The organism is Streptomyces sp. NPDC090106, assembly GCF_044747265.1.
Taxonomy (GTDB): domain Bacteria; phylum Actinomycetota; class Actinomycetes; order Streptomycetales; family Streptomycetaceae; genus Streptomyces.
The window spans coordinates 192,087-214,633 of sequence record NZ_JBIVDS010000012.1 but is presented as its reverse complement, the minus strand read 5'-3'; the positions used below and the strand labels follow the sequence as shown (position 1 = coordinate 214,633).

Below are 22,547 nucleotides of genomic sequence, written 5' to 3'. Positions count from 1 at the left end.
TGGCGGACGGTCCCGCCGGTGGTGCCCACGCGGTCATCCGGTCACGGACCGGACGAAGAGCACGACTCCGGCGAGAATACTCAACGAGACGGCCCCGGTGCGGACGGCCGGTGCCGGCAGGCGCCTGGCCCAGCGCCGCCCGGCGAGCTGCCCGGCGAGGGCGGTCACCGACACGGCGAGGGCCAGGGTCAGCTCGCCGTGGGACGGCGGACGGCTGAGCACCGTGGCGGTCAGGGACACCGCCGTCATGGCGAGGAACGCCCCCGACAGGTTGGCGCGGAACTGTGCCGTGTCCTCGGGCCGGTACGCCAGCGCCAGCGGGGGTCCGGGCATCGCCGCGAGCGAGTTCAGCATCCCGCCGAGCAGGCTCGCGAACGCCAGCTTCCGCGGGGAGGCGGCGGGCCGCCATCCGCACAGGCCGAGCACTCCGGACACCGCGACCACGGCCCCCACCAGGGCGTGCAGGGTCCGCGGGTCCGCCACACGCAACAGGGCGGTGCCGAGCAACGCGCCCGGCAGCGCGGCCAGGACGATCCGCAGGACGACCCGGCCCCGCCACCCCGCGCGGTTCTCCTTCAGGGTGACACCGAGCACCGCGGCACCGGCGACCAGGACCGGCAGGGGTCCGGCCGCCGGTGCGGCGAGGAGCAGGCAGGGGCCCGCGAGGAGTCCGAAGCCGACGCCGGTCGCCGACTGGGCGACCGCGCCGGCCACGACACCCGACGCCACGGCACCGGCCATGACGAGGCCGCTCACACCCGGGCGGCCGTCGTGTACGCGTCGGTGACGTCGAGAACCCCGTCGAGCAGCCGGAGCCCCTCGCGGGCGTCCTCGGCGCTCATCGTCAAGGGAGGTGCCAGATGAATCCGGTGGTACTGGTTGAACAGCAGCAGTCCGGCCTCCCGTCCCGCGGCCAGGGTGCGGGTGACGGCCTCGCTGGACCCGCCGTACGGGGCGATGGGTTCGCGGGTCTCCCGGTCGCTGACGAGGTCGAGGGCCCAGAAGGCGCCCAGTCCGCGCACCTCGCCGATGCTCGGGTGCCGTTGCGCGAGTTCGGCGAGCCCGGGTCCCAGCACCTGCCGTCCCAGGTCGGCGGCCTGCCGGGGCACGTCCTCCTCGGCCATCGTCCGGATCGTGGCGACGGCCGCGGCGCACGCAAGGGGGTGCCCGGAGTAGGTCATGCCGCCGGGGTAGGGCCGGTCGTCGAAGAAGTGGGCGACGGGGCCGTTCAGCAGGACGCCGCCCAGCGGTACGTACCCGGAGTTGACGCCCTTGGCGAAGGTCATCAGATCGGGCTCGACGTCGTAGTGCTCGCTGGCGAACCAGGTGCCCGTGCGGCCGAAGCCGACCATGACCTCGTCCAGCACGAGGACGATGCCGTACCGGTCGCACAGTTCGCGCACTCCGCGCAGATAGCCGGCCGGCGGCGGCATCACGCCCGCCGTGCCCGGCACGGTCTCCAGGACGATCGCGGCGAAGGCCTGCGGACCCTCGAACGCGATGACCTGTTCGAGGTGGGCGAGCGCGCGCTCGCACTCCTCCTTCTCGTCGCGCGCGTGGAAGACGCTGCGGTAGAGGAACGGGCCGAAGAAGTGGACGGCGCCGGACGTGCCGTAGTCGTTGGCCCAACGCCGGTGGTCCCCGGTGGTGTTGATCGCCATGGCCGTCGAGCCGTGGTAGGAGCGGTACTGGGAGAGGACCTTGTACCGGCCCGTGTACAGACGTGCCATCCGTATGGCGTTCTCGACGGCCTCGGCGCCGCCGTTGGTGAAGAAGACCTTCTCCATCGAGGCGGGCGCCCGCTCGATGATCAGCCGGGCGGCCTGCGAACGTGCCTCGTTGGCGTGCGCGGGCGCGATCGTGGCGAGTTCCGCGGCCTGCCGGCGGATCGCCTCGACGACCGCGGGATGCCGGTGTCCGAGGTTGGTGTAGACGAGCTGCGAGGAGAAGTCGAGGTAGCTGCGCCCGTCGGCGTCCTCGACCCGCACCCCCTCGGCGTCGGTGATCACCAACGGGTCGAGTCCGGCCTGGGCCGACCAGGAGTGGAACACATAGCGGCGGTCGTCGTCGTAGATCCTGCGGCCACGGTCGGACTGGGGAATCGGCATCGTCAAGCTCCTTGTCGCTTCGAGGTCTCGATCGTGCGACGGGCACTGGATCCGCTCCAGAGCCAGTGGGACCCCCACTGGACGGTGCCAGTGGTCACCTCGGCGACACGTGTCTCCCCCGCTCCCCCACCCCGGCGACGGCATCGTCGCCGCCCCGATCCGCCGGGCCGCAGCGCGCACCCGTCGACCTGCGCCGTCGTCCCGCCCGGCGGTGCGCAGGTCCGCCCGCCGCACACGTTTCACGCGGGTGACGACTGGACCTGTCAACGCACCGGCCGGTGGCGCTGGGAGCGGCAGGACCGCCGGGAAAGAGTGGCACCGCCCCCGCCCGGAACCCCCTCGACCGGGCCTTTCCGTACGACGAGAGAGAACAGGCCCACATGAGCCAGACACCCCGCACCGGCACCCGCACGGCCGTGGTCACCGGTGCGTCCAGCGGCATCGGACGCGCGACCGCGCTGCGCCTGGCAGCCGCCGGACACCGTGTGATCGCCGGAGCACGCCGCACGGACCGGCTCGCGGAACTCGCCCGCACACCCGGCATCGTCTGCGTCCCCCTCGACGTCACGGACCAGACGTCCGTCGACCGGTTCACCGAGGCCGTCGACCGCTGTGACGTGCTCGTCAACAACGCGGGCGGCGCCATCGGAACCGACGCGGTCGCCGACGCCGACATCGCGGCGTGGCAGGCCATGTTCGACGTGAACGTCCTCGGGGTGCTGCGGCTCACCAAGGCGCTGCTGCCTGCCCTGATCGCCTCGGGTGACGGGCAGGTGGTGACGATCGGCTCGATCGCGGCCCGCGAGCCCTACCGGGGCGGCGGCGGGTACAACGCGGCCAAGCACGCGGTGGCCGCGCTGACCCGTGTCCTGCGCATCGAGCTGCTGGGTGCCCCGGTGCGGGTGTCGCAGATCGATCCCGGCCTGGTCGAGACGGAGTTCAGCGTCAACCGGTTCGCGGGCGACACCGACGCGGCGGCCCGCGTGTACGCGGGGATGACCCCGCTGACGGCGGACGACATCGCCGAGGCGGTCACCTGGGTCGTGGAGCGGCCCGCCCACGTGAACATCGACTCCATGCTCGTCCTGGCGCGGGACCAGACGTCGGCGCAGGTCGTGCACCGCTCCTAGACCCGGCACGACCGGTGAGCCGGGTCCTTCTCGCCCAGGCCTCCCATCCCGCGCCCGGCTCCTCCAGGCAGCCGATCGCCCCCAACCCCCTTCCGGTACACCCCATTTGACGGCCCGCCGGCGGGCCCGCACCAAGGAGAGACAGTTGCGCGACCAACGGGATGCCACAGCCACGGCGGAGGCGATCAGGAGCGGCGAGCTCGACGAACGCGCCGTGGTGGAGAGCGCCGTCGACCGGATCGAGAAGCTCGACCCGCAGCTGAACGCCGTCATTCACACACGCTTCGAGGAGGCGCTGGCCGAAGTCGATGCCGGTCTGCCCGACGGCCCGCTGCGCGGCGTCCCCGTCCTGGTCAAGGACCTCGGGATGGATGTCGCCGGGCTGCCCGCGAGCGGCGGCAGCCGCCTGTTCGCCGACCAGGTCCCGGCCCGGGACAGCGAACTCGTCCGCCGCTACCGGCGCGCCGGGATGGTCGTACTGGGCACCACCAACACCCCGGAGTTCGGGTTCAACGCCAGCACCGAACCGACGTCGTACGGCCCGACGCGCAACCCCTGGAACGCGTCCCGGTCGCCCGGCGGATCGAGTGGTGGTTCGGCCGCGGCCGTGATCGCCGGAATGGTTCCGGTCGCGCACGCGAGCGACGGCGGCGGGTCCATCCGCATCCCGGCCGCCGCCTGCGGGCTGTTCGGCCTCAAGCCCAGTCGAGGCCGGGTCTCGCCCGCACCGCGTCCCACCACCCTCGCCGGACTGCTGTCGCACCACCACGCCCTCACCACGACGGTCCGCGACAGCGCGCTGCTCCTGGACATCGCGGGCGGGCCCCGCCCCGGCGACGCCTACGCCGCGCCCACCGCGTCCGCCTCCTTCACCGAACTCGCCCGGCGTGACCCGGACCGCCTGCGGATCGGACTGGTCACGTCCCTTCCCGACGGCCCCGACGTGCATCCGGACATGGCGGCGGCAGTGCGGGAGGCGGCCCGGGTGTGCGAGGGGCTGGGACACGAGGTGGTGGAGACCGAGGCGGTCCACCGGGCGGCCGAGGTGGCCGCGGTCTCGTCCGTGCTGATGGGCGTCGACCTGGTGACGCAGATCGACCAGCGTCTGGAACGGCTCGGCCGGCCGCTGGCGGACGACGACGTGGAACCCCTGACCAGGATCGTCTACGAGATGAACCGCTCGCTCACCGGCGCGGACGTGAACCGGGCGCTGCGGGGCGCGCAGGAGATCGGCTGGCAGGTCGGTGCCGCGTTCACGCGGTACGACGTGCTGCTGAGCCCGGTCCTGGCCAGGCCGACACCGCGCCTGGGCCTGCTGGACACCCGCAGGCCGGAGACCATGTACGAGCACGGCCCCGCGTACTCCGCGTTCACCAGTGTCTACAACGTCACCGGCATGCCCGCCATGTCCGTCCCCTTCGGGTTCGACTCCGACGGTCTGCCGGCCGGCGTCCAGTTCGCCGCGGACCTCGGCGGGGAGGCCATCCTGCTCGCGCTGGCCACACAGCTGGAGCGGACGGCACCCTGGCCCGTGCGGGCGGGAACGGGCGATCTGGGCTGAGGGCGGCGGAGGCGGACGGCCCCCGGCCGGAACTCGGCCTCGGGTCAGGCCAGGCCGGCGGCGAGGGCGCGGCGGACGGCGTCGGCGCGGTCCTGGATGCCGGCCTTGGCGAACAGGTTGTTGATGTGGGTCTTCACCGTGGCCTCGCTGATGAAGAGTTTTTCGGCGATGGCCCGGTTGGGAAGGCCCTGGCCGATGAGCGTGAGAACTTCGCGTTCGCGGCGCGTGAGGTCCGGGGGAAGCGGCTGGACGCCGGCCGGTGGGCGGGTACGGACGGTGGCGAGGAGGCGGTTCTGCACCTCGTGGTCGAGTACCGCCTGTCCAGCGGCGGCGGCGCGGATGGCACGGACGATGTCCTGTCGGCCCGCGTTCTTCGTGAGGTAGCCGCGGGCTCCGGCACTCAGGGCGGCCAGGATCGAGTCGTCGTCGGCGAAGGTCGTCAGGACGACCACGGCCGTTTCCGGGTGCTCCTCGCTCAGCCGGCGGGTCGCCTCGGTGCCGTCCATGACCGGCATGCGGAGGTCCATCAGGACGACGTCGACCGGTCCGGCGGCCACGGCGGCGAGCACTTCGGTGCCGTCCGCGGCGCCGGCCACGACGTCGATTCCCTCGGTCAGGTCGAGGACAGCGGCCAACGGCTCGCGGACCGCGGCCTGGTCGTCGGCGACGACCACCTTCAGCGCGCGCTCGGTCGCCGGATCCTGCGGGTTCCTCGGGTTCCGAGGCTCGTGGGCCGACTCGTTCGTCGTCATCCTGGGATCACTGCCTCCACCTGCCAGCCGCCCCGGCCCTGTCCCTCGGTGAGGGGACCCGCGGTGAGGGTGCCGCCCAGCAGGGCGACGCGTTCACGCATTCCTATCAGCCCCATGCCGCTGCCGACACCCGCGGCGGCCTCGCCGGTCGCGGGCCCGTTGCGGACGGCGAGGCGGGTGGAGTCCGCGTCGAAGGCCAGAGCCACCTCCACCTCGGCCCCGGGAGCGTGCCGGGCCGCGTTGGTCAGCGCCTCCTGGGCGATACGCAGCACGTTCTGGGTGACCTGTGCGGGCAGCTCTCGGACCGTTCCGGTGACGGTGAGCACCTCGCGGTGGCCGGACGACTCGATCATCGCGGTCAGGCTCTCCACCAGCGGAAGGGAGTCCTCGCGCAATGCGTGCACGGTCCACTGCGCCTGCTTGAGGCTCTCCTTGACGAGGCCCTGCGCCTTGTTGTGCGCCGCGCGGACCTTCTCCATGTCCCCGGTGTCCATCAGGGCGTCCGCCAGTTCCAGGTGCATGTTGATCCCGGCCAGCGAATGAGCCAGCACATCGTGGACGTCGCGAGCGATGCGGCCCCGTTCGGTGAGCACGGCCGTACGTGCCTCGGCCCGCGCGGCCCGCTCGGCGGACTCGGCCGCGTCGAGCCGCGCCTCCACCGCCTGTTGCTTGCTGCGGCCCAGGATTCCGGCGACCACCGGGACGCCGGTGCTGAGGCCGAAGGTCCAGGTGAGCACCTGGTGATCGGGACCGACGTAGAAGTAGAAGACGGCCCCGCACAGCAGACTGGACAGCGCTGCGACCGCAAGGGCCTGCTTGAGGGCCAGGCGGTAGCCCGCGTGGCCGACCAGGAAGTAGGCGAAGAGGTATCCGGAGCCGCGGTTGCTCGCCTCCAGCAGGGCGGCTGCCGCCACGACACCGGTGGTCAGCCAGGCCAGCGCGGCCCGGGGCGGGAAGTCGGCCGGCAGATGTCTCGCCATCAGGGCAAGGGAGTTGACCACCAGCAGGGCGACCACGACCAGGCCCCGGCCGCTGAGGCCCACCGGCCGGACGGTGGAGACCGCGATGGCGATGATCAGCAGGGTGACGGCCCACTGGAGGCCGGCGTCGTGCCGGGTCACGACCCGAGGGCCGGGCCCTTGCGAGGGGGCCGGCCCGGGGGCTGGAGGATTGTCGGAAGCGGACACCGCGCGACGATATCCCGTGATCAGACGGTCCGGTCCGCGGCGACCGCCGCGCCCCGCCCGTCCAGCGTCGGCTCCTGCTCCTGCTCCTGTCCCTGCCGCTCCCGGAGGGCGATGCGGCCACGGAGGTAGATGGTGCCCAGCCGTGTCACCACCTCGGTGAGCGCCATCAGAACGAAGGCGGCCACCCACGCGTCCTGCGTGGTGATCTGGTGAGCCACGCTGAAACGGCCCACGTCGTCGGCGCCGCCGTGGTCGACCCACAGCTGGAAGCCCATCCGCGCTCCCATGCCCAGCACCCACAGGGCCGCGGAGACCGCGCCCGCCTTGATGAAGAGGTGCGTACCGTTCTTGCGTATCCGGGTGTAGACGCCGCCCGCGATGCCGAGGGCCGCGCCGACGGCGACGAGCGTCCCGATCAGGACCAGGTCGTTGCCGGCCGTGGGCACGGTGTTCAGGTAGCTGTGCGCGACGAAGGCCACGATCCCCAGAGGGATCAGATACGACTTGGCGTCGAGCCGCCCCTCCCGCAGCTGCCGGAAGACGACGAGGAGGAGGGCGATGTCGGTGATCCAGTCGGTCGTTGTCATGCCTCAAGACTGTTCCCGGGAGCCCGTATGCACCTGGACCCATGGGTGGAACTCCGGGTGGAGTCCGAGCAGCCGGAACTCCACCGGACTCACCGGACCGGGAACGGACGCCCGTCTCGCCGGCCGTGACGGCTCTCGACGGCTCTTGACGGACGCGGATGACTCCTGACGGATACTGGCGATTTCTGGTCGGGAACCCGACTAGTCGACGTGTCCCGATTGTTCATGGCCAGGAATTCACCGTAGGTGACAATTTCACGGAACGGGTGCGTCGGTTTCGCCTGAGTGAGACGATCTGGACTCATTCCGTTCGGGGGGACCATGACCTATTTCACGCCGTCAAATCATCGACCGCCACAAGGACGTAAGACTCCGGAGCACTGGAATGCCCTGGCTTCCGTCATCGGAGCCATCGCCTCGGCCCTGACCTTCCTGCTCGGTTTCATCGCCTTGCCGGCGGCGGGCGTTCATTCGCCTGCCGGGACTCCGGTGACCCAGACCGTGACGGCTACCGTCACGACCACAGTCACCACCGAGCCCCAGGCGTCGGACGGCAGTTCATCGACACGCGCCTCAACTTCGCCTGCGGCGACCGAAGATGCGTACACACCCATCCTCGCCGCTTCGAAGGTCTCGATTCCACCTCAGAGCGGGGTGTGCAATGGGAACTTCATGTTTGTCGACCTGGATGAACCCAGGGTGAACGCGGAATCCGGTCGCATTGATGGCGGACCCTGCATTGAAGGCACTCACAATGCGTGGCTGAGCAATGCCCTGGACACCACCACGAATATGGAATCCCTGGATGCGGCGGGCTGCGAGGAAGGCATCCGGTCCTCGCCCGCCAACTCGCCGTTCCAGCTCCGAAAAGATCTGGACTGGTGCCAGTACACCAATGACAACAACGTGGCCTGGGTCCATGTGGTCGACACCAGCGATGACGGCAGTCTCGTCATGGAGGTGACCACTTGGTCCGTCGGATAGCGCTGCGCTTTCGCCAGGGCGCACCGGCCCGACTCAGCCGATCCGGAGAGCCTTCCCGGCGTCACGGCCCGTTCGGTCTTGCCCCTCGCCATCGGCGAACCCCGCTCCGGATCAGCCGGTGTGGGCCACCAGTGCATCGACGAGCATGGGCCAGAGTTCGCGCGGGCGGTCGTGGCCCATGTCAGGGACCAGGAGGAGGTCGGCGCCGGGAACGAGGTCCGCGGTGCGCTGTCCCCCGCTCGGGTCGATGAGCCTGTCGTCCAGGCCGTGGATCACGAGCGTGGGCACCCGCAGCTCGCGGAGGGCGTCCGCGCGTGACCCGCTGAGGATCATGGCGCCCAGCTGTCGGCCGACTCCGGCGGGGTAGAAGGCGCGGTCGTAGCTCGCGGCTGCCAGCTCGCGCACCACGGCGGCGTCGCCGTAGCGCCGGGAGGCCCACACCAGTTCCCTCTCGGACGCCGCGATGTACTCCTCACGTCCCGCGGGCTTGGGCCGGAACAGCACCGCTTGCGCTTCGGGGCTGGGCCTGCCGTATGCCTCCTCGCCGGTCGAGGACATCATCGACGTCAGGGTCAGCACCCGCTCCGGCCGGGAGAGGGCCATGGTCTGAGCGATCATTCCGCCCATGGAGGCGCCGACGACGTGAGCGCGGTCGACACCGAGCGCGGTGAGCAGGCCGAAGGCGTCATCGGCCATGTCCACGAGCCGGTAGGGAATCATCGCGAGAGCGGTGGGGAGGTCCCCGGAGCTCACCGCGGCGATGAACTCACCCATGTCGACGGGGTGGTCCTCGAACTTGGTCGACAGGCCGCAGTCGCGGTTGTCGAACCGGATCACATAGCGGCCCCGATCCGCCAGCATCCGGCAGAAGTCCTCGTGCCAGGCGAGCATCTGCGCTCCGAAGCCCATCACGAGCAGGACGGGAGGGTCTCCGGGATCCCCGAAGCTCTCGTACGCCAGGGACACCTCAGGAGACACGTCAATGATCGACATGAAGGGGAGCGTGCCACGGCCCACACCCGCGCGCACCCGAATATCCCCACGTGACCTGCGGTCTCCGCTGAAGCCCGCCGTGATCCACCGGGCCCCTCCTCGGGAATCGGCCACCGATACGTCATGACGCCCGACCAGAGCCGGCAGGTGGGGCCACCGAGAGCACGTGTTCCCGCCCCCTCGGGCCGCTTCAGCGGTTCGCGGGAGCTGTGCCGTAGGGGTGCGAAGCGAATGCAGCGGTCATGAACGCGGCACTCGGTCGTCCCCGGTCAGGCGCGTGAGCCACTCCGTCATCAGGCGCTGTTCCGCGTCGCTCAGCACGCCTGCCCCCTCGGACAGCACGGCACGCAGGGCGCGGGCCGCGGGGGCGGGTCCGCTCTCCGCTGCGGGGAGGGTCGGCTCGGCCAGGGTGACGGCGGCGACCATGGATTCGCGCAGAATGGCCATGAGTGCGGGATTGCGGCGCTCAACAGGGGTGGAGTGCCAGGTGGTGACCGCGCCCTGGCCGGTGGCCTGGATGATCTGGGCGGCCAGTTCCTCGTCGACCCGCAGCCACCCCGCGGCTGCCAGCCGTCGCACCCGGGCGTGGAGGATCTCCAGGCCCGCGCGATGCGCCGCCTCCGATGCCCGCCCGGTGGCCCGGTTCATCACCGCGAACAGCTCGGGGCGCGTGACGCCGAATTCCACGACCAGGTCCCAGCCGCAGCGGAGTTCCTCCACCGGGTCCGTGGGGGTCGATTCGAGCTGGGAGCGCTTGCTCTCCAGGAACTGTGCGTACCCGTGCTCGGCGACCGCCTCCAGCAGCCCTTCCTTGTCGCCGAAGAGGCGGTAGATCGCCGGCGGCTGCATCCCGGCCGCGGCAGCGACCGCGCGCGTGCTCACCGCGTCCGGTCCGCCGTTCTCCAGCAGTTCGACCGCCGCCGTGACAATGCGTCGGCGGGCGCTGTCAGTGGTGTCACCTAGGGCCATGGATCAATGTTATCGGGAATCTGGTTCCAGCGTTAATATCGATGATACCGTTCCACTGATTCCATCGATATCAACCTTGGGGGAACCCATGATCATCGTGACCGGAGCCACCGGCAAGCTGGGCCGAAGCGTGGTCGAACGCCTCCTGCGGCGTGTGCCGGCCGACCGCGTCGGCGTGAGCGTCCGCGATCCACGCCGGGCCCAGGACCTCGCCGATCTCGGCGTCCGCGTCAGGCCGGGCAGCTTCGACGATCCAGGCTCGCTCGCGCACTCCTTCGAGGACGCCGAGCACCTGCTCCTCGTCTCCCTCGACCGCACCGGCAAGGAGTGCGTCGACGGCCACCGCACCGCCATCGACGCCGCCGTGAAAGCCGGGGCCGCCCGCATCCTCTACACCAGCCAGATGGGCGCCGCCCACGACTCCCGTTTCCAGGCATGCCGCGACCACGCCCACACCGAGGACCTGTTGCGGGCCACCGGCCTGCCCTGGACCGCCTTGCGCAACGGCTTCTACGCCTCCAGCGCCCTGCAGTTCCTGGAGCCCTCACGCCACAGCGGCGACGTCCACCTGCCCGCGGACGGCCCCGTCGCCTGGACCGCTCACGACGACCTCGCCGAGGCCACCGCCGCGATCCTCGCCCAGGAGCACAGCTTCGACGGGCCCACCCCACCGCTCACCGGACCGGCCGCCCTCGACTTCGACGCCCTCGCCGTGATCGCGTCCCGGACCACCGGACGCCCCTTCAACCGCGCGGTCGTCCCCGACGGCGCCTTCCGCGATCAGGCGCTGTCACACGGCACCCCCGCCCCGATCGCCGATCTGTTGCTGAGCATTTTCGACGCGTCACGGCACGGCGAGTTCAGCACCGTCGATCCCACACTGGCCGATCTGCTCGGACGACCGCCCGCCGCCTTCCGTACCCAACTGGAGCAGGCCTGGCAGCGATGACACCCGTCCCGCGCGGACACCGCGGCCACCCGGTGCCCGACTCGTCGGCACGAGGCCACGAGCACGCGCAGGCCCGGCACCACGAGGACCCGGCCCGTCCGGATCCGACCGATCGGCACCCAGCGGGCTCCCCGCGACACCGGCAGGGGTGTCGTCAGGTCCACCCGCGTTACGGGCACCAGGGCCAGGGACAGTCGGCCGCGATCGGACGAGGATCTCTTTCATCGACAGTCCGCGTGACAGCGCGGAACCTGCCCGAAGGGGGACCTCATGAACGAGACCGGCGCACGGCGTTTCACCGGAGTCGCAGGCATCACCGCGGCAGCGGGACTCATCCTCGAAGTGCCGCTCTACTTCGTCTACTCAGGGCCCCCGCCGGACTCCAACGTGCTGGCCAGGCTCCTCATCGGGATCATCGCGCTCGGCTGCGTGCTGGTCTTCGCCACCGCCTTCCGTGAACTCGTGAAAACAGCGGCGCCCGAGCAGGAGTGGGCGGGCTCCCTCGCCTTCGCCGCGGGCCTGGCCTACGCCACGATCACCCTCGTCTCCAGCGGGTTGGAGGCCGGAGCCGTCATCGCCACCGACCACTCCATCGACCCCACCATCACGGTCGACGGCACCTACATCCTGTACGGCACCGTCTCGCGCATGCTGCTCGCGATGTTCCTGGCGGCCTTCGCCCACGCGGTCAGCCGTTCCGGCCTGCTGCCCCGCTGGACGTACCGCACGGGATACGCCCTCGCGGCGATCAACCTGGCCTTCATGCCGTCGCTCTTCTTCGGCAACACCCCGGCGCACTTCTACGCGGCCAACGGCTGGGGCACGACCGCCCTCATGGGGGCGATCCTCAGCTACTGGCTGCTCGCCGTCGGGATCACCACGTACCGCAGCGCGCGGAAGGCTCCCAGGAGGGGCATGGCTCAGCCCGCGGTGAGTGCGTGAGACGTCGCCCTTGGCACCCGGCGGTCGCTCCTGCGTCCGCCGGGCGTTCGGGCGTCGGCACCCGATATGCGCTTGAGATGCCGCTGCCGTCGATCAGCCCGACCGGTGCGGGGCCGGCACCTCCCAGATAACCCCGCCGCCCTCCGCCAGTCGCGGGCCGCCGGTCGCCGGTCGCCGGTCGCCGGTCGCCGGTCGCCGGTCGCCGGTCGCCGGTCGCGGGATGGTCAACCCCGGTATGGAACCGAGGAACGACTCGCTGTACCGTCCGGTAACATCACTCGGCAGATCATCGCAGGAGGCACCGTGTCCCGGTCAGACCGTTCCCCGCTGATGCTGGCCGGCCTTCTGGCCTTGGCAGGTGCCGCGCATTTCGCCGTCCCGCGGCAATTCGACGCGATGGTGCCTCGCTCGCTGCCGGGCTCGCCGCGCGCCTGGACGAAGGCCAGCGGAGTGGCCGAACTCGCGCTCGCCGCCGGGGTCGCCCTTCCCCGCACCCGCCGCACGGCCGCCCTGGCGAGTGCCGCCCTGTTCGTCGGGGTCTTCCCCGCCAACGTGAAGATGGCCTACGACTGGCGCCATCGGCCCGCAGCGCAGAAGGCCGCCGCGCTGGGCCGTCTACCCCTGCAAGTGCCGCTCGTCCTGTGGGCCCGCGGCGTGGCCCGCACCGCAGAAGGCGCGCGCGCAAGGTAAGGAGCAGGCCGAGAGAGGACCTGAGCACGGGACGCCTCGCCGCGGGCCCCTTCCCTTCGGAAGGGGCCCTGAATTCATGGGTCCGCCGCTACGGCACGACGGGGTCCGGGGTGCCGCTGCCGCCATGCAGAGAACCGATCATGCTCCGCAGGATCCGGAACGCACCCGACTGTTCGGTCTCGGTCAGGCCGGCCAGCATCCTGGCCTCCACGGACCGGACGGCCGCGCTCGCCTTCTCCAGACTTCGCCGGCCGCTGGGCGTGAGCTGCGCGGGAAGCACCTTCCCGACGGGCGCCTGGGCGGGCCTGGTCACGTAGCCGTCCCGCTCCAGGGCCTGGAGCAGCACGTTCATGGTCTGCCGTGTCACGAACGCGCCCCGCGCGAGCTCGGAGTTCGACAGACCCGGCCGTTGCGCCAGCAGCTCAAGGCAGGAGTAGTGCGTCACGCTCATCCCGAGCGGCCGCAGCACTTCCTCCATGGCCGCGCGAAGAGCGCTCGACGCCTCTTTGAGCAGGTAGCCCAGTGACGTCTCCAGGTCGACGCCGACACCTTCTTGACTCATGTCAGCATTCTGACATAGGTTCCTGCATGTCAGAAAACTGACACGGAAATGAGGAGCGTCACCATGCCCGCCACCGGCCCCGACTTCGTCTCGTTCCAAGTACGCGACCTCGACGCCTCACAGGCGTTCTACGAGCAGTACCTCGGCCTCGTCCGCTCGCCGGCCGGCCCTCCGCACGCCGTCGTCTTCGAGACCAAGCCGATCGCGTTCGCGCTCCGCGACATCGTCCCCGGCACCGACCTCGCATCCGTCCCCCAGCCGGGCATCGGGGCCGCGATCTGGCTCCACGCCACCGACGTCCAGGCCATCCACGACGCACTCGCCGACGACGGTCACACCATCACCTCCGCACCGATCGACGGCCCCTTCGGCCGGACCTTCACCTTCGCCGACCCCGACGGCTACCAGGTCACACTCCACGACCGCACCTGACCGGTCAGACACCTCCCGCCGAACTCAGGCTCAGCGAGCGTTCCTTGAGACGTGCCCTGCGTGGGGAGGGGACCTCGTTCAGCGTGCCGGCCATCGACGTGGCGAGCGGGTTCGCCGCCGGTCTGCCGGCTTCGGGGCGCACGGTGGAGTCCGTCGCGGACGCTCTCGGCTACGCCGACCCGTCCGCGTTCAGTCACGCGTTCAAGCGGTGGACCGGTAGCGCGCCGGGCGAGTACGCGAGGAGACAGCCGTCGACTACCCGGGCGGTCGAAGGTAGTTGAGGGCCATGCGGCCGAGTTCGTCGAGGAACTGGTCGCGTGAGATGGGTGGCCGGTCGAGCAGGTAGCGCACGGTGAGGTGCTCGACCGTGCGTACCAGCATCCACACGGCGCTCTCCAGGGGGACGTCGGACCGAAGGCCCTCCCGTCGCGTCGTCAGATAGGCGAGCACCAGCTCGCCGATGCGGTGCTCGAAGGCGCGCAGCGTGCGGCCGTCGTCGAGCCGTGGGCCGTGTTCGACCGCGGCGCGCAGGAAGGGCGGTTCGACGTCGAGTCCGTCGAGCAGCACGGCGAAGGTGGTGCGCACGACCACCGGCGCCGGCTGGTCGAACTGGCCCGACAACTGCGCGGCCACGCGGGAGACGAGAGCGTCGCTGTGCCGCTGGATGACGGCCGAGACGATGGCGTCCTTGTGCGGGAAGTACTGGTACAGCGAGCCAGGACTGACCCCGGCGGTCGCGGCGATGCGGCTGGTCGACGCGCCCTCGTAGCCATGGACGGCCAGCGTCTCGCGCCCCGCTTCCAGCAGGCGCTCCAGCATCGCCCGGGAGCGCTCCTGGCGCGGAGTCCGGCGTGGTGAAACGCGAGCGACCGTGCTCTTCGGCGTGCTGCGTCGCGGCGGTGGCATGGCCTTCAGAACGCGAATTGAACGCGAGTACGAGGGGCTGTCAGCATCGGCTCATGGTTGCACAGGAGGCACCACTCCCACACGGCCGCGTCGAGCCAAGTGCCCGCACCACGAGCCCGGTCGGGCATCCGGTCCGCTTCCGCGAGACCGAGGACGTCAATCTTCGCCTGGGGCGTCCGCTGCGTCTGTTGCTGGGGCGGCGGGGCACGGTGGACTCCTCGCTGCTGGACACGATCGGGAACCGGCTCATGACCCGCGACGAGGCCGGGGCCGCTCTGGCCCGGGCCCTGCGGATGGCTGACACCACGCATCCCGACCGGGTGACGATGCGGCAGTTCCGGCACGCCCTCGCCCACGGCATCGAGGCGGTGCCCCAAGCCCCCGCGCCGCTGCGGGAGTTCTTCGCCACCGTCGACCCGGTACCGGACTGGGTGGACTTCGATCTGCTCAACGAGGGCGGCGAGGTCTCACGGAGGTTCGGCCCCAACGCAGCTGACGCGCTGATGGAGTTGGCGCTGATCGGCTCCTACCGTTTCAGGGGTGCGACCGATGTCCTGGTCCGGACCGGCGGTCTGGCGGGGGACTCCGCGCTGCGGCGGCTCGCCGAGACCCAGCAGTGGGCCATCGCGGTCAACGGCCACGACGCCATGCGGCGCGACGGCGCGGGATTCCGGCTGACGGTGCATGTGCGCCTCATGCACGCACTCGTCAACCACCAGGTGGAGGCGGACGGGCAGTGGGACACGGCGCGCCTGGGCCTGCCCGTGAACCGGTCCGACATGGCCGCGACCCTCGGTCTGTTCAACGCCGTCCAACTGCTCGGTGTGCGCCTGCTCGGCGTCCGTGTGACGCGCGCCGAGTCACGTGCCCTGATGCACCTGTGGAAGTACATCGGCTGGCTGATCGGCGTGGACGAGGACTGGCTGTGCGACAGCGAGCGCGACCAACACCGCCTCAACTACCACCTGTTGCTGACCCAGAGCTACGGAGGCGCCGCGGGACCGTCGTTGGCCACCGCCATAGTGGAGGCCCAGGGCGCTCTGCACTTCGCGCGCTTCGCCGGACTGCGACGCGCCTACACGAGAGCACGCCTGCTCAGCATGTTGCGCTATTTCCTCGGCCGCCGAGGCGTACGCGACCTGGGTCTGCCCGTGGCCCTCCCCTGGGCCGTCCCTCCTCTGATGGCGGCGAACATCCTGCGCCACCACCTGCTCGGCCGCACGGCGACGGGGAAGGGTTATCTGCTGCGTCGCGGCGACCGGTTCAACCAGCGTCATCTGGAACGGTACTTCGGGGACCGGAAGCCGGATGTCGGCGAGATGCGCCCATGAACAGCAGGCGTACGCCTCGCTGAGCTCACGCTTGCAAGTCCTGCCGATCTTGTGAACCTCGCGGCGGCCAGGCGCCCCCCTCCCCCCTCCATCCACACGAGGGGACTGTCCGAATCCAATCCCCCCACCCACCTTCTAACAGAATTATCATCGATATTGTCAACAATCTAATGCCTCCTTGCCTACAGTCTGGAGCGCGATCGAGCCGCACAGCACGGCCCGCCCCGGTGCCACCGGGCGCGCGGGTACGGCTGTGACCACGTATCCCGCTGCGCAAGGAGATCTACGGGTGGACATCAACCGCAGAACCGTCATCCGGGGGGCCGCGGCAGCAGCCGCATTCGGAGTCGCCGAGGGCGCGGCAGGCAACGCCTTCGCCAGTACCACGACGTCGAGCGGCGCTTCGAACACGTCCTCCGCCGACGCCCTGGCCTTCGACACCACCGCCTGGTCGTACGACGCGACGAACGACGTGTACTACCAGATAGGAAAGGTGTACGTCACCGACCCGGCCGCGGCGGACTACGAGCACCTGTCGATCTACGTGCCGGGCGCCTACCTCAAGGCCACCGCGAACAGCGACGGGACGACGTACACCGCGACCCTCAACCCGAAGGGCATCGCCGGCGCCTACACGGGACGCACCGCGCCCCTCGTCATCCCGGTCAACACCCCTGGCTACGCGGGGCAGAAGCCGGCCACGTCCTACAGTTACAGCAGCGTGTCGAAGTACCTGGAGGCCGGGCACATCTACGTGTGGCCCGGGCTGCGCGGCCGTGACAGCTCCACCACCACCCGGTCCGACGCCGCCCCCTGGGGCGTGACCGACCTCAAGGCCGCGGTCCGCTTCCTTCGGTACAACCGCGGTGTCCTGCCCGGCAGCACCGACGACATCGTCCTGTTCGGCATGAGCGGCGGCGGCGCCCAGGACACCGTGGCGGGCGCGTCCGGTGACAGCGCCCTGTACGAGCCCTACCTGCGCTCGATCGGCGCGGCGATGCGGGACGCCAAGGGGCGACCGCTCAGCGACGCCGTCGCCGGTGTCATGGCCTGGTGCCCGATCACCAATCTGCAGGAGTCCAATCTGTCCTACGAGTGGAACATGGGGCAGTTCGCGTCGACCGGCACCCGCGCTTCCGGCACCTGGACCAGCGCCTACTCCACGGACCTCGCCAAGGCCTGGCCCGCCTACATCAACCGCCTGGCCCTGCGCGACGAACACGGCAGGCGCCTGCGGCTGACCGAGTCCAGCAGCGGCATCCACCTGGCTGGCAGCTACTACGACCACCTGATCGAGGTGATCACCACCTCGCTGAACAACTTCCTGGCCGACACGACCTTCCCCTACACCGTCACGACCAGGAGCGGCCCGCCCGGATCCGGCTCGGAAACCAGCGTCACCTACGAGACGGTCGCCGACTACATCGCCTACCTCAACACCCAGAGCACCTGGGTCACTTACGACGCCACGACCAACACCGCGACGGTCTCCGGCCTGGAGGGCTTCGCCCGGAGCCAGAAGACGGCGAGCAAGCCGGTCGGGGCGTTCGACGGGGTCTCCCGCGCGCAGACCGAGAACAACGTCTTCGCGATGGGCCTCAACGCCCCGTCGCACTTCGCGCCGCTCACCCGTGACGTGATCAAGGCGAACGAGACGGTGTACGCGACGTACCCCGACTGGAACGCCGACTACGGCTCCGCCGCCTATGACAGCGACTTCGCCAAGAAGGACAGCGTCGGCAAGGACATGGCCTGGCGGGCCGACGCGTACGACCCCATGTACTACCTCTCCCCCGCCTTCGCCGGCTACCGCCGGTCGCAGGTGGCACGCCACTGGCGCATCCGCACCGGCATCATGCAGGGCGACACCGGCAACACCACCGAGATCAACCTCCTGCTGGCCCTGCGGAACTACGGCGTCCACGACGTCGACTTCGCCACCGTCTGGGCCCAGGGGCACACGCAGGCGGAGCGCACCGGCGACTCCACGACCAACTTCATCGCCTGGGTGGAGTCCATCACCGGGAAGTGACAACTCCGCGGAACGGCACGGGCGTCCGACCGAGCGGCATCGGTCGGGCGCCCTGCCCGGTTCCTCCTCCGGCCACCACTTTCGGCGACGGGCTGATCATTTCGCTGACACGGCCTCGAACCCCGTGTCAGGGTGCAGTGATCCGGTATCGAGGGTGGAGGGGATCTGGTGGAAGCACAGGTGTGGGACGCGCTGGTCGATGTGGCGAGGAGCGCCCACACGACCGGGCTGGCCGAGGGCACGGTTCCGCGCCCGCTCATCATGCCGCTGGTGGGAGGCGAGCTGGTCGGGATGGTCTGGGCCCGCCCCCTGAAAAGCGGCCAGGACGCGCTCACCGGGATCGCGGAACTCTCGAACATCGCCGCGGCGGCGGGCGCGGACGAAGTGGTCCTGGTCTGGGAGACCCACGACACGGCCACCGTCTGCGAGACGCCGGCCGTCGGCCCGACGCCGTGCCTGAACATGGTCGTCGCCACCCGTGACGGACACGTCCTGCACCAGTTCCCGTACACCGAGCAGCTCCTGGCCCTCACCTCCGAGGGCACGGCGTCGGTCGCCCCCGACTGGGCACCGCCTCCGGCGCCCCAGCCGGGCGGCCCGCTGCCGACGCCGATCCAGGCCGCGGTGAACTACTCCTTCGTCCCCCTCGAGCTCGACCACCCGTCACCGTTCGGCGTCACCGTCGTACTGATGGAGGAGGACGGCTACCGGGTACGCCTGACCGAGGCGTTCGCACTCTGAGCCCGGTGCGCCGAGCCGTAGCCCCAGGACGGTGTCCGGGGCTACGGCGAGTGGTGGTCAGGAGAAGTCGGTGATGACGACTCGGGCCGTGGCGCCGTCCTTCAGTGCTTCGTAGCCGGCGTCGATGTCGCCGAGGCCGATCTCCTTGGAGACGAGGTCGTCGAGGTTCATGCGGCCCTGGAGGTAGAGGGACGCGTAGAGGGGGATGTCGCGATTGAGGTTCGAGGAGCCCATGTAGACGCCCTGCACCTTCTGTGAGGCGCTGAGGGTGGCGATCGAGTTGACCTCGACGCCGGCGTCGTTGGCGCTGACGCCGATGAGGTAGAGGCCTCCGCCCTTGCCGAGCATCTGAAGGCCCTGGGCGGTCACGGTGCGGGCTCCGACGAAGTCGAAGACATGGTCGGCCCCGTGCCCGGTGATGTCGCGGACGGCCTCGACGGGGTCGGTGGTGCGGGAGTTGACCACGTGGGTGGCTCCGAACGCCTTGGCGCGCTCCAGCTTGGCGTCCTCGATGTCGGTGACGATGATCTGGGAGGCTCCGGCGATCCGGGCCCCGCTGACGGCGTTCATGCCGACACCGCCGGCCCCGATGACGACCACCGTCTCCCCGTGCCGGACCTCGGCACTGTTGAGGACCGCTCCCGCGCCGGTGAGGACGCCGCAGCCTATGAGGGCAGCCGGGGCCCAGGGCATCGCGTCGGGCACCACGGCAAGCTGGTTCTCGTGGACGAGGATCTCCTGCGCGAAACCGCCCAGGCCCATTCCCTGGGCGACCGGCTCGCCGTTCCAGGTGATCCGGGAGGGCTCGCCCGGAGCACGCAACGTGGAGCCCGGGTCGAGGCAGATGTGGGTGCGTCCGCTGAGGCAGTTCACACAGGCGCCGCAGTACTGGATGAGGCTGCCGACGACATGGTCGCCGACCTTGACCTGGGTCACCTGGGAGCCGGTCTCGGTGACCACCCCCGCGACCTCGTGACCGAGCACGACGGGGAAATCCTCGCCGATGAAGGTCGCGACGCTGAGATCGGAGTGGCAGAGGCCGGATGCCTGGACCTGGACCCGTACTTCGTGCGCGACGGGGTCGGCCAGGTCGACCTCCTCGACGACGAATCCCTGGCCCAGACCCTTGGTGACGGATGCCTTCATGGCGTTGCTTCTTTCGGTTCACGTGCCGCCGGCCCGCCCTGTGCGGAGTGCCGGGAGGTAGGCCGCGTGGCGCCCGTGGACTCGGCGAGTGCCGGCGCGAGACGCGGTCGTGGGCGCGTCCCGGTGCATCTCGGGCCGCTTTGCCCCACATGCCGATTGTTGCTCCGTACACCGAGAAAGTAAAGAGACACCTGTCGATTAGTGCACGTCATGTGTGTGGGCTAGGCTTTCCGCATGTCCGGATCAACAGCGTCACCGTCGAGTGCGACGGCATCCGTACCGGGCGACGGGCAGGAGGCGGTCCTCGACGTCCGCGCGCAGCGCACCCGCACCCGGCTGCGTGAGGCCGTGCTGCGACTGGCGCGGGAGCGGCCGGTGGAGGAGATCGCGGTCGCCGACCTGGTGCGCGATGCCCGCGTCAACCGGACCACCTTCTACAACCACGTCGCCACCCCGGCCGCGGTGCTGGAGCAGGTGCTGTACGAGGAGCTGGACCAGCTGCGGGCGGACTGGATCGAGGACACGCTGGAGGCCCGGCGGCCGGCCGACGAGGTCTGGAAGCGGGCGTCGGAAGCCCTGATCGACCACCTCGAACGCTACGACGCCGTCTACACCACCGGGCTCGTCGGTCAGCGCAGCCCCGCGCTCCACCGGCTGCTGGTCGAGCACTTCACGGCTTCGGTCCGTGCCCTGCTGGACCGCGAGCCGGGCATGCTCCCCCTCGGTCCCGCTCCACGGAGCGACTCCCCCACCCCGGACTCGGCCCCGGCCTCGGAGGAGCCCGGCGGGCCGGTCGCCTGGCGACGGGAGGCCTACAGCCGCTTCGTCGCCTACGGGGAGGTCGGCATCGTCGAGGCCTGGCTGGCCCTGCCGTCCCCCCGCGACCCCCATCTGTTCGTCTCCGCCGCGGAGACGATGCTCCCGGACTGGCTGTCCAGCACGGGCGCCGCAGGACCCGCCGACCGCTGAGGTCCTCGGAGCGCGACGCCTCCGCTGAATCCGGCCGCGACACCGTGAGGGCTTCGGCGGACAGGGATCCGCCGAAGCCGTCGCAGTGGAGCCTTCAGCCTGCCGGAGTCCGCGCCGGCGGTGCCAGAAGGCCCTTCGGGATGGGGCAGACGTAGGGCGTGACGGCGGTGGTCGCCGCGTGTTCGGCGCGGGCCGCGGCGAGCAGGTCGGGCCGGGTGATCAGTTCGAGGCCTGTCGCGGCGATGACGGTCGCGGCATGGGTGACCGCCTTGTGGGCCGCGGGCAGTTTGCCCTGGGCGACGTACTGCCAGGTGTGCCAGGGGGTGCCGAAGGCGACGGCGCTGCTGAGGATCTGGACGGTGGGGGTGATCCAGCTGACGTCCCCGACGTCGCTGGAGCCGGAATTGAGGGGGCGGTGCTCGGGGGCGCCGAGTTCGGGCACACCGTCGTGCAGACAGCGCGGGTCGTCCGGGGCCATGCCGCACGCCGTCCGCACCGCGCGGATGTCCTCGGGGGCGAAGGCGTCGGTGAAGGCCGCGGCCCGCTCCTGGTCCTCCTGGTCGAAGGGGACTCCGCCCACCTCGGTGAGCGTGGCGTGCAGGGCCTCCTCCAGTACGCGGTTGGGCAGGATCTCCGCGCTGGCGCCGTCGAGGCGTACGTCCACGGTCGTGGAGGTCATCAGGGCGGCGCCGTCCGCGATGGCCACGACGCGGTCGTAGAGCGCCTGCATCTGCGGGACCGTCTCGGCCCGCACCAGGTAGTAGACCTCGGCCCGGGCGGGGACGACGTTGGGCGAGGTGCCGCCCGCGTCGGTGAAGGCGTAGTGGATGCGGGCGCTGTCGGGCATGTGCTCGCGCAGGAAGTTGACGCCGACGTTCATGAGCTCGGCGGCGTCCAGAGCACTGCGTCCCAGGTGCGGGGAGACTCCGGCGTGGCTGGCGACGCCGGTGAAGCGGAAGCGTGCCTGGGCGTAGGCCAGACAGCGGGTCTGGGTGGAGTGGGTGCCGGTGCCGCCGGCGGGATGCCAGGTGAGGGCGGCGTCGACGTCGTCGAAGGCACCTGCGGCGGCCATGAACGACTTCCCGGCGGCGGCCTCCTCTGCGGGGCAGCCGTAGTAGCGGACGCGGCCGGGCAGGCCCTCGGTCTCCAGGTGGCGGGCGAGGGCGACCGCGGCCAGGAGGGAACCGGCGCCCAGCAGGTGGTGGCCGCAGCCGTGCCCGTGTCCGGTGCTGTTGTCCGGGTCGGGGCGGCAGGCCGCGGCGCCGGATTCCTGGCTGAGGCCGGCCAGCGCGTCGTACTCGCCGAGGAACGCGATGAGCGGGCCGCCACTGCCCTTCTCCGCCTGGAAGGCGGTCGGGATGCCGCCGATGTCACGGGTGACGGTGAAGCCTTCGCTCTCGGCGAGTTCGATGTGGCGGGTGACGGCGTCATGTTCCTCCCAGCGCAGTTGCGGGTGGTCCCAGACGGCGTCGCTGAGCCGGTGGTAGGTGGGGGCGAGTTCGGCGATCAGGGGTGTGAGGGCCTGTACGGACGTCATGACGGGGCGACTCCTTTGCTCGGGCGGAGAGGGCGGAGA

At 70.7% G+C, this 22,547-nt stretch carries 23 protein-coding genes; 12 read left to right on the top strand and 11 right to left on the bottom strand.

The window, feature by feature from the left end; translation table 11 throughout:
* Positions 1 to 33 precede the first annotated feature (33 nt).
* Together ACIPSE_RS34015 and ACIPSE_RS34010 are read right to left on the bottom strand one after the other, a co-directional pair.
* Positions 34 to 756, bottom strand: coding sequence for a TSUP family transporter (locus ACIPSE_RS34015; protein WP_401670370.1), 723 nt, complete (start codon positions 754 to 756; stop codon positions 34 to 36).
* Positions 753 to 2,108 carry an aspartate aminotransferase family protein gene (locus tag ACIPSE_RS34010; RefSeq protein WP_401670368.1) on the bottom strand — a complete coding sequence of 452 codons (1,356 nt, stop codon included), beginning with the start codon at positions 2,106 to 2,108 and terminating at the stop codon, positions 753 to 755. The genes ACIPSE_RS34015 and ACIPSE_RS34010 overlap by 4 nt, the downstream gene beginning before the upstream one ends.
* A 380-nt stretch (positions 2,109 to 2,488) precedes the next feature.
* Here ACIPSE_RS34010 and ACIPSE_RS34005 point away from each other — a divergent pair, with 380 nt between their 5' ends.
* Positions 2,489 to 3,238: an SDR family NAD(P)-dependent oxidoreductase gene (locus ACIPSE_RS34005; protein WP_401670366.1), complete on the top strand. Its 750-nt coding sequence runs from the start codon at positions 2,489 to 2,491 to the stop codon at positions 3,236 to 3,238.
* 145 nt (positions 3,239 to 3,383) lie between these two features.
* Positions 3,384 to 4,799: an amidase gene (locus tag ACIPSE_RS34000; protein WP_401670363.1), complete on the top strand. Its 1,416-nt coding sequence runs from the start codon at positions 3,384 to 3,386 to the stop codon at positions 4,797 to 4,799.
* A 44-nt stretch (positions 4,800 to 4,843) separates the two neighbouring features.
* Here the strand turns inward: ACIPSE_RS34000 and ACIPSE_RS33995 are convergent, their stop codons facing one another.
* From ACIPSE_RS33995 to ACIPSE_RS33985, 3 genes are all read right to left on the bottom strand, one after another.
* The gene (locus ACIPSE_RS33995; RefSeq protein ID WP_401670614.1) at positions 4,844 to 5,473 is read right to left on the bottom strand and encodes a response regulator; all 630 of its coding nucleotides are present in this window, start codon (positions 5,471 to 5,473) and stop codon (positions 4,844 to 4,846) included.
* A 74-nt stretch (positions 5,474 to 5,547) separates the two neighbouring features.
* Complete coding sequence (locus ACIPSE_RS33990; protein ID WP_401670361.1) at positions 5,548 to 6,672, bottom strand: sensor histidine kinase; 1,125 nt, start codon at positions 6,670 to 6,672, stop codon at positions 5,548 to 5,550.
* 86 nt (positions 6,673 to 6,758) lie between these two features.
* Positions 6,759 to 7,325: a hypothetical protein gene (locus ACIPSE_RS33985; RefSeq protein WP_401670358.1), complete on the bottom strand. Its 567-nt coding sequence runs from the start codon at positions 7,323 to 7,325 to the stop codon at positions 6,759 to 6,761.
* A gap of 321 nt (positions 7,326 to 7,646) precedes the next feature.
* Between ACIPSE_RS33985 and ACIPSE_RS33980 the strand changes: the two genes are divergently transcribed.
* Positions 7,647 to 8,309: a hypothetical protein gene (locus tag ACIPSE_RS33980; protein ID WP_401670355.1), complete on the top strand. Its 663-nt coding sequence runs from the start codon at positions 7,647 to 7,649 to the stop codon at positions 8,307 to 8,309.
* A 111-nt stretch (positions 8,310 to 8,420) separates the two neighbouring features.
* On the opposite strand, the gene ACIPSE_RS33975 is transcribed toward ACIPSE_RS33980, so the two are convergent.
* Together ACIPSE_RS33975 and ACIPSE_RS33970 are read right to left on the bottom strand one after the other, a co-directional pair.
* Positions 8,421 to 9,302: an alpha/beta fold hydrolase gene (locus tag ACIPSE_RS33975; RefSeq protein ID WP_401670352.1), complete on the bottom strand. Its 882-nt coding sequence runs from the start codon at positions 9,300 to 9,302 to the stop codon at positions 8,421 to 8,423.
* A gap of 240 nt (positions 9,303 to 9,542) precedes the next feature.
* Positions 9,543 to 10,271, bottom strand: coding sequence for a TetR/AcrR family transcriptional regulator (locus tag ACIPSE_RS33970; protein WP_401670350.1), 729 nt, complete (start codon positions 10,269 to 10,271; stop codon positions 9,543 to 9,545).
* A gap of 88 nt (positions 10,272 to 10,359) precedes the next feature.
* Between ACIPSE_RS33970 and ACIPSE_RS33965 the strand changes: the two genes are divergently transcribed.
* The 3 genes from ACIPSE_RS33965 to ACIPSE_RS33955 all read left to right on the top strand — a co-directional run bounded on the left by ACIPSE_RS33965 (position 10,360) and on the right by ACIPSE_RS33955 (position 12,852).
* Positions 10,360 to 11,220 (top strand): SDR family oxidoreductase, encoded by an 861-nt coding sequence (locus tag ACIPSE_RS33965; RefSeq protein WP_401670347.1) that lies wholly within the window; start codon positions 10,360 to 10,362, stop codon positions 11,218 to 11,220.
* Between the two features lie 270 nt (positions 11,221 to 11,490).
* Entirely contained in the window at positions 11,491 to 12,162 is a 672-nt protein-coding gene (locus ACIPSE_RS33960) for a hypothetical protein (RefSeq protein WP_401670344.1), read from the top strand.
* Between the two features lie 303 nt (positions 12,163 to 12,465).
* Entirely contained in the window at positions 12,466 to 12,852 is a 387-nt protein-coding gene (locus tag ACIPSE_RS33955; RefSeq protein ID WP_401670342.1) for a hypothetical protein, read from the top strand.
* 88 nt (positions 12,853 to 12,940) lie between these two features.
* Here the strand turns inward: ACIPSE_RS33955 and ACIPSE_RS33950 are convergent, their stop codons facing one another.
* On the bottom strand, positions 12,941 to 13,414 hold the full coding sequence (locus ACIPSE_RS33950) for a MarR family winged helix-turn-helix transcriptional regulator (protein WP_401670340.1): 474 nt from the start codon (positions 13,412 to 13,414) through the stop codon (positions 12,941 to 12,943).
* Between the two features lie 63 nt (positions 13,415 to 13,477).
* Here ACIPSE_RS33950 and ACIPSE_RS33945 point away from each other — a divergent pair, with 63 nt between their 5' ends.
* Complete coding sequence (locus ACIPSE_RS33945) at positions 13,478 to 13,846, top strand: VOC family protein (protein WP_401670338.1); 369 nt, start codon at positions 13,478 to 13,480, stop codon at positions 13,844 to 13,846.
* A complete protein-coding gene (locus ACIPSE_RS33940; RefSeq protein WP_401670612.1) occupies positions 13,843 to 14,127 on the top strand; it encodes a helix-turn-helix domain-containing protein in 285 nt (94 codons plus the stop codon). The genes ACIPSE_RS33945 and ACIPSE_RS33940 overlap by 4 nt, the downstream gene beginning before the upstream one ends.
* Here the strand turns inward: ACIPSE_RS33940 and ACIPSE_RS33935 are convergent.
* Positions 14,102 to 14,665, bottom strand: a complete 564-nt coding sequence (locus tag ACIPSE_RS33935; RefSeq protein WP_401670335.1) for a TetR/AcrR family transcriptional regulator — start codon at positions 14,663 to 14,665, stop codon at positions 14,102 to 14,104. The two genes, ACIPSE_RS33940 and ACIPSE_RS33935, sit on opposite strands and share 26 nt — an antisense overlap.
* Before the next feature lie 140 nt (positions 14,666 to 14,805).
* On the opposite strand from ACIPSE_RS33935, the gene ACIPSE_RS33930 reads away from it, so the two are divergent.
* From ACIPSE_RS33930 to ACIPSE_RS33920, 3 genes are all read left to right on the top strand, one after another.
* On the top strand, positions 14,806 to 16,083 hold the full coding sequence (locus ACIPSE_RS33930; RefSeq protein WP_401670332.1) for an oxygenase MpaB family protein: 1,278 nt from the start codon (positions 14,806 to 14,808) through the stop codon (positions 16,081 to 16,083).
* A gap of 289 nt (positions 16,084 to 16,372) precedes the next feature.
* A complete protein-coding gene (locus tag ACIPSE_RS33925) occupies positions 16,373 to 18,115 on the top strand; it encodes an esterase (protein WP_401670330.1) in 1,743 nt (580 codons plus the stop codon).
* A gap of 168 nt (positions 18,116 to 18,283) precedes the next feature.
* Positions 18,284 to 18,856: a hypothetical protein gene (locus ACIPSE_RS33920; RefSeq protein WP_401670327.1), complete on the top strand. Its 573-nt coding sequence runs from the start codon at positions 18,284 to 18,286 to the stop codon at positions 18,854 to 18,856.
* 57 nt (positions 18,857 to 18,913) lie between these two features.
* Here ACIPSE_RS33920 and ACIPSE_RS33915 read toward each other — a convergent pair whose 3' ends face one another.
* Positions 18,914 to 20,002: a zinc-binding dehydrogenase gene (locus ACIPSE_RS33915; RefSeq protein ID WP_401670325.1), complete on the bottom strand. Its 1,089-nt coding sequence runs from the start codon at positions 20,000 to 20,002 to the stop codon at positions 18,914 to 18,916.
* A 234-nt stretch (positions 20,003 to 20,236) separates the two neighbouring features.
* Here ACIPSE_RS33915 and ACIPSE_RS33910 point away from each other — a divergent pair, with 234 nt between their 5' ends.
* On the top strand, positions 20,237 to 20,971 hold the full coding sequence (locus ACIPSE_RS33910) for a TetR/AcrR family transcriptional regulator (protein ID WP_401670323.1): 735 nt from the start codon (positions 20,237 to 20,239) through the stop codon (positions 20,969 to 20,971).
* Positions 20,972 to 21,065: 94 nt separating this feature from the next.
* On the opposite strand, the gene ACIPSE_RS33905 is transcribed toward ACIPSE_RS33910, so the two are convergent.
* Positions 21,066 to 22,508 carry an amidohydrolase gene (locus tag ACIPSE_RS33905; protein WP_401670321.1) on the bottom strand — a complete coding sequence of 481 codons (1,443 nt, stop codon included), beginning with the start codon at positions 22,506 to 22,508 and terminating at the stop codon, positions 21,066 to 21,068.
* Positions 22,509 to 22,547: the final 39 nt, after the last annotated feature.

Bases quoted from the DNA above. Each gene is read 5' to 3' on its own strand.
- ACIPSE_RS33910 (WP_401670323.1), top strand. From the start codon at position 20,237: ATGTCCGGATCAACAGCGTCACCGTCGAGTGCGACGGCATCCGTACCG.
- ACIPSE_RS33985 (WP_401670358.1), bottom strand. From the start codon at position 7,325: ATGACAACGACCGACTGGATCACCGACATCGCCCTCCTCCTCGTCGTC.
- ACIPSE_RS33975 (WP_401670352.1), bottom strand. From the start codon at position 9,302: ATGTCGATCATTGACGTGTCTCCTGAGGTGTCCCTGGCGTACGAGAGC.
- ACIPSE_RS33935 (WP_401670335.1), bottom strand. From the start codon at position 14,665: ATGCTGGAGCGCCTGCTGGAAGCGGGGCGCGAGACGCTGGCCGTCCAT.
- ACIPSE_RS33960 (WP_401670344.1), top strand. From the start codon at position 11,491: ATGAACGAGACCGGCGCACGGCGTTTCACCGGAGTCGCAGGCATCACC.
- ACIPSE_RS34005 (WP_401670366.1), top strand. From the start codon at position 2,489: ATGAGCCAGACACCCCGCACCGGCACCCGCACGGCCGTGGTCACCGGT.
- ACIPSE_RS33930 (WP_401670332.1), top strand. From the start codon at position 14,806: ATGGTTGCACAGGAGGCACCACTCCCACACGGCCGCGTCGAGCCAAGT.
- ACIPSE_RS33970 (WP_401670350.1), bottom strand. From the start codon at position 10,271: ATGGCCCTAGGTGACACCACTGACAGCGCCCGCCGACGCATTGTCACG.
- ACIPSE_RS33980 (WP_401670355.1), top strand. From the start codon at position 7,647: ATGACCTATTTCACGCCGTCAAATCATCGACCGCCACAAGGACGTAAG.
- ACIPSE_RS33945 (WP_401670338.1), top strand. From the start codon at position 13,478: ATGCCCGCCACCGGCCCCGACTTCGTCTCGTTCCAAGTACGCGACCTC.
- ACIPSE_RS33965 (WP_401670347.1), top strand. From the start codon at position 10,360: ATGATCATCGTGACCGGAGCCACCGGCAAGCTGGGCCGAAGCGTGGTC.
- ACIPSE_RS34010 (WP_401670368.1), bottom strand. From the start codon at position 2,108: ATGCCGATTCCCCAGTCCGACCGTGGCCGCAGGATCTACGACGACGAC.
- ACIPSE_RS33915 (WP_401670325.1), bottom strand. From the start codon at position 20,002: ATGAAGGCATCCGTCACCAAGGGTCTGGGCCAGGGATTCGTCGTCGAG.
- ACIPSE_RS33905 (WP_401670321.1), bottom strand. From the start codon at position 22,508: ATGACGTCCGTACAGGCCCTCACACCCCTGATCGCCGAACTCGCCCCC.
- ACIPSE_RS33950 (WP_401670340.1), bottom strand. From the start codon at position 13,414: ATGAGTCAAGAAGGTGTCGGCGTCGACCTGGAGACGTCACTGGGCTAC.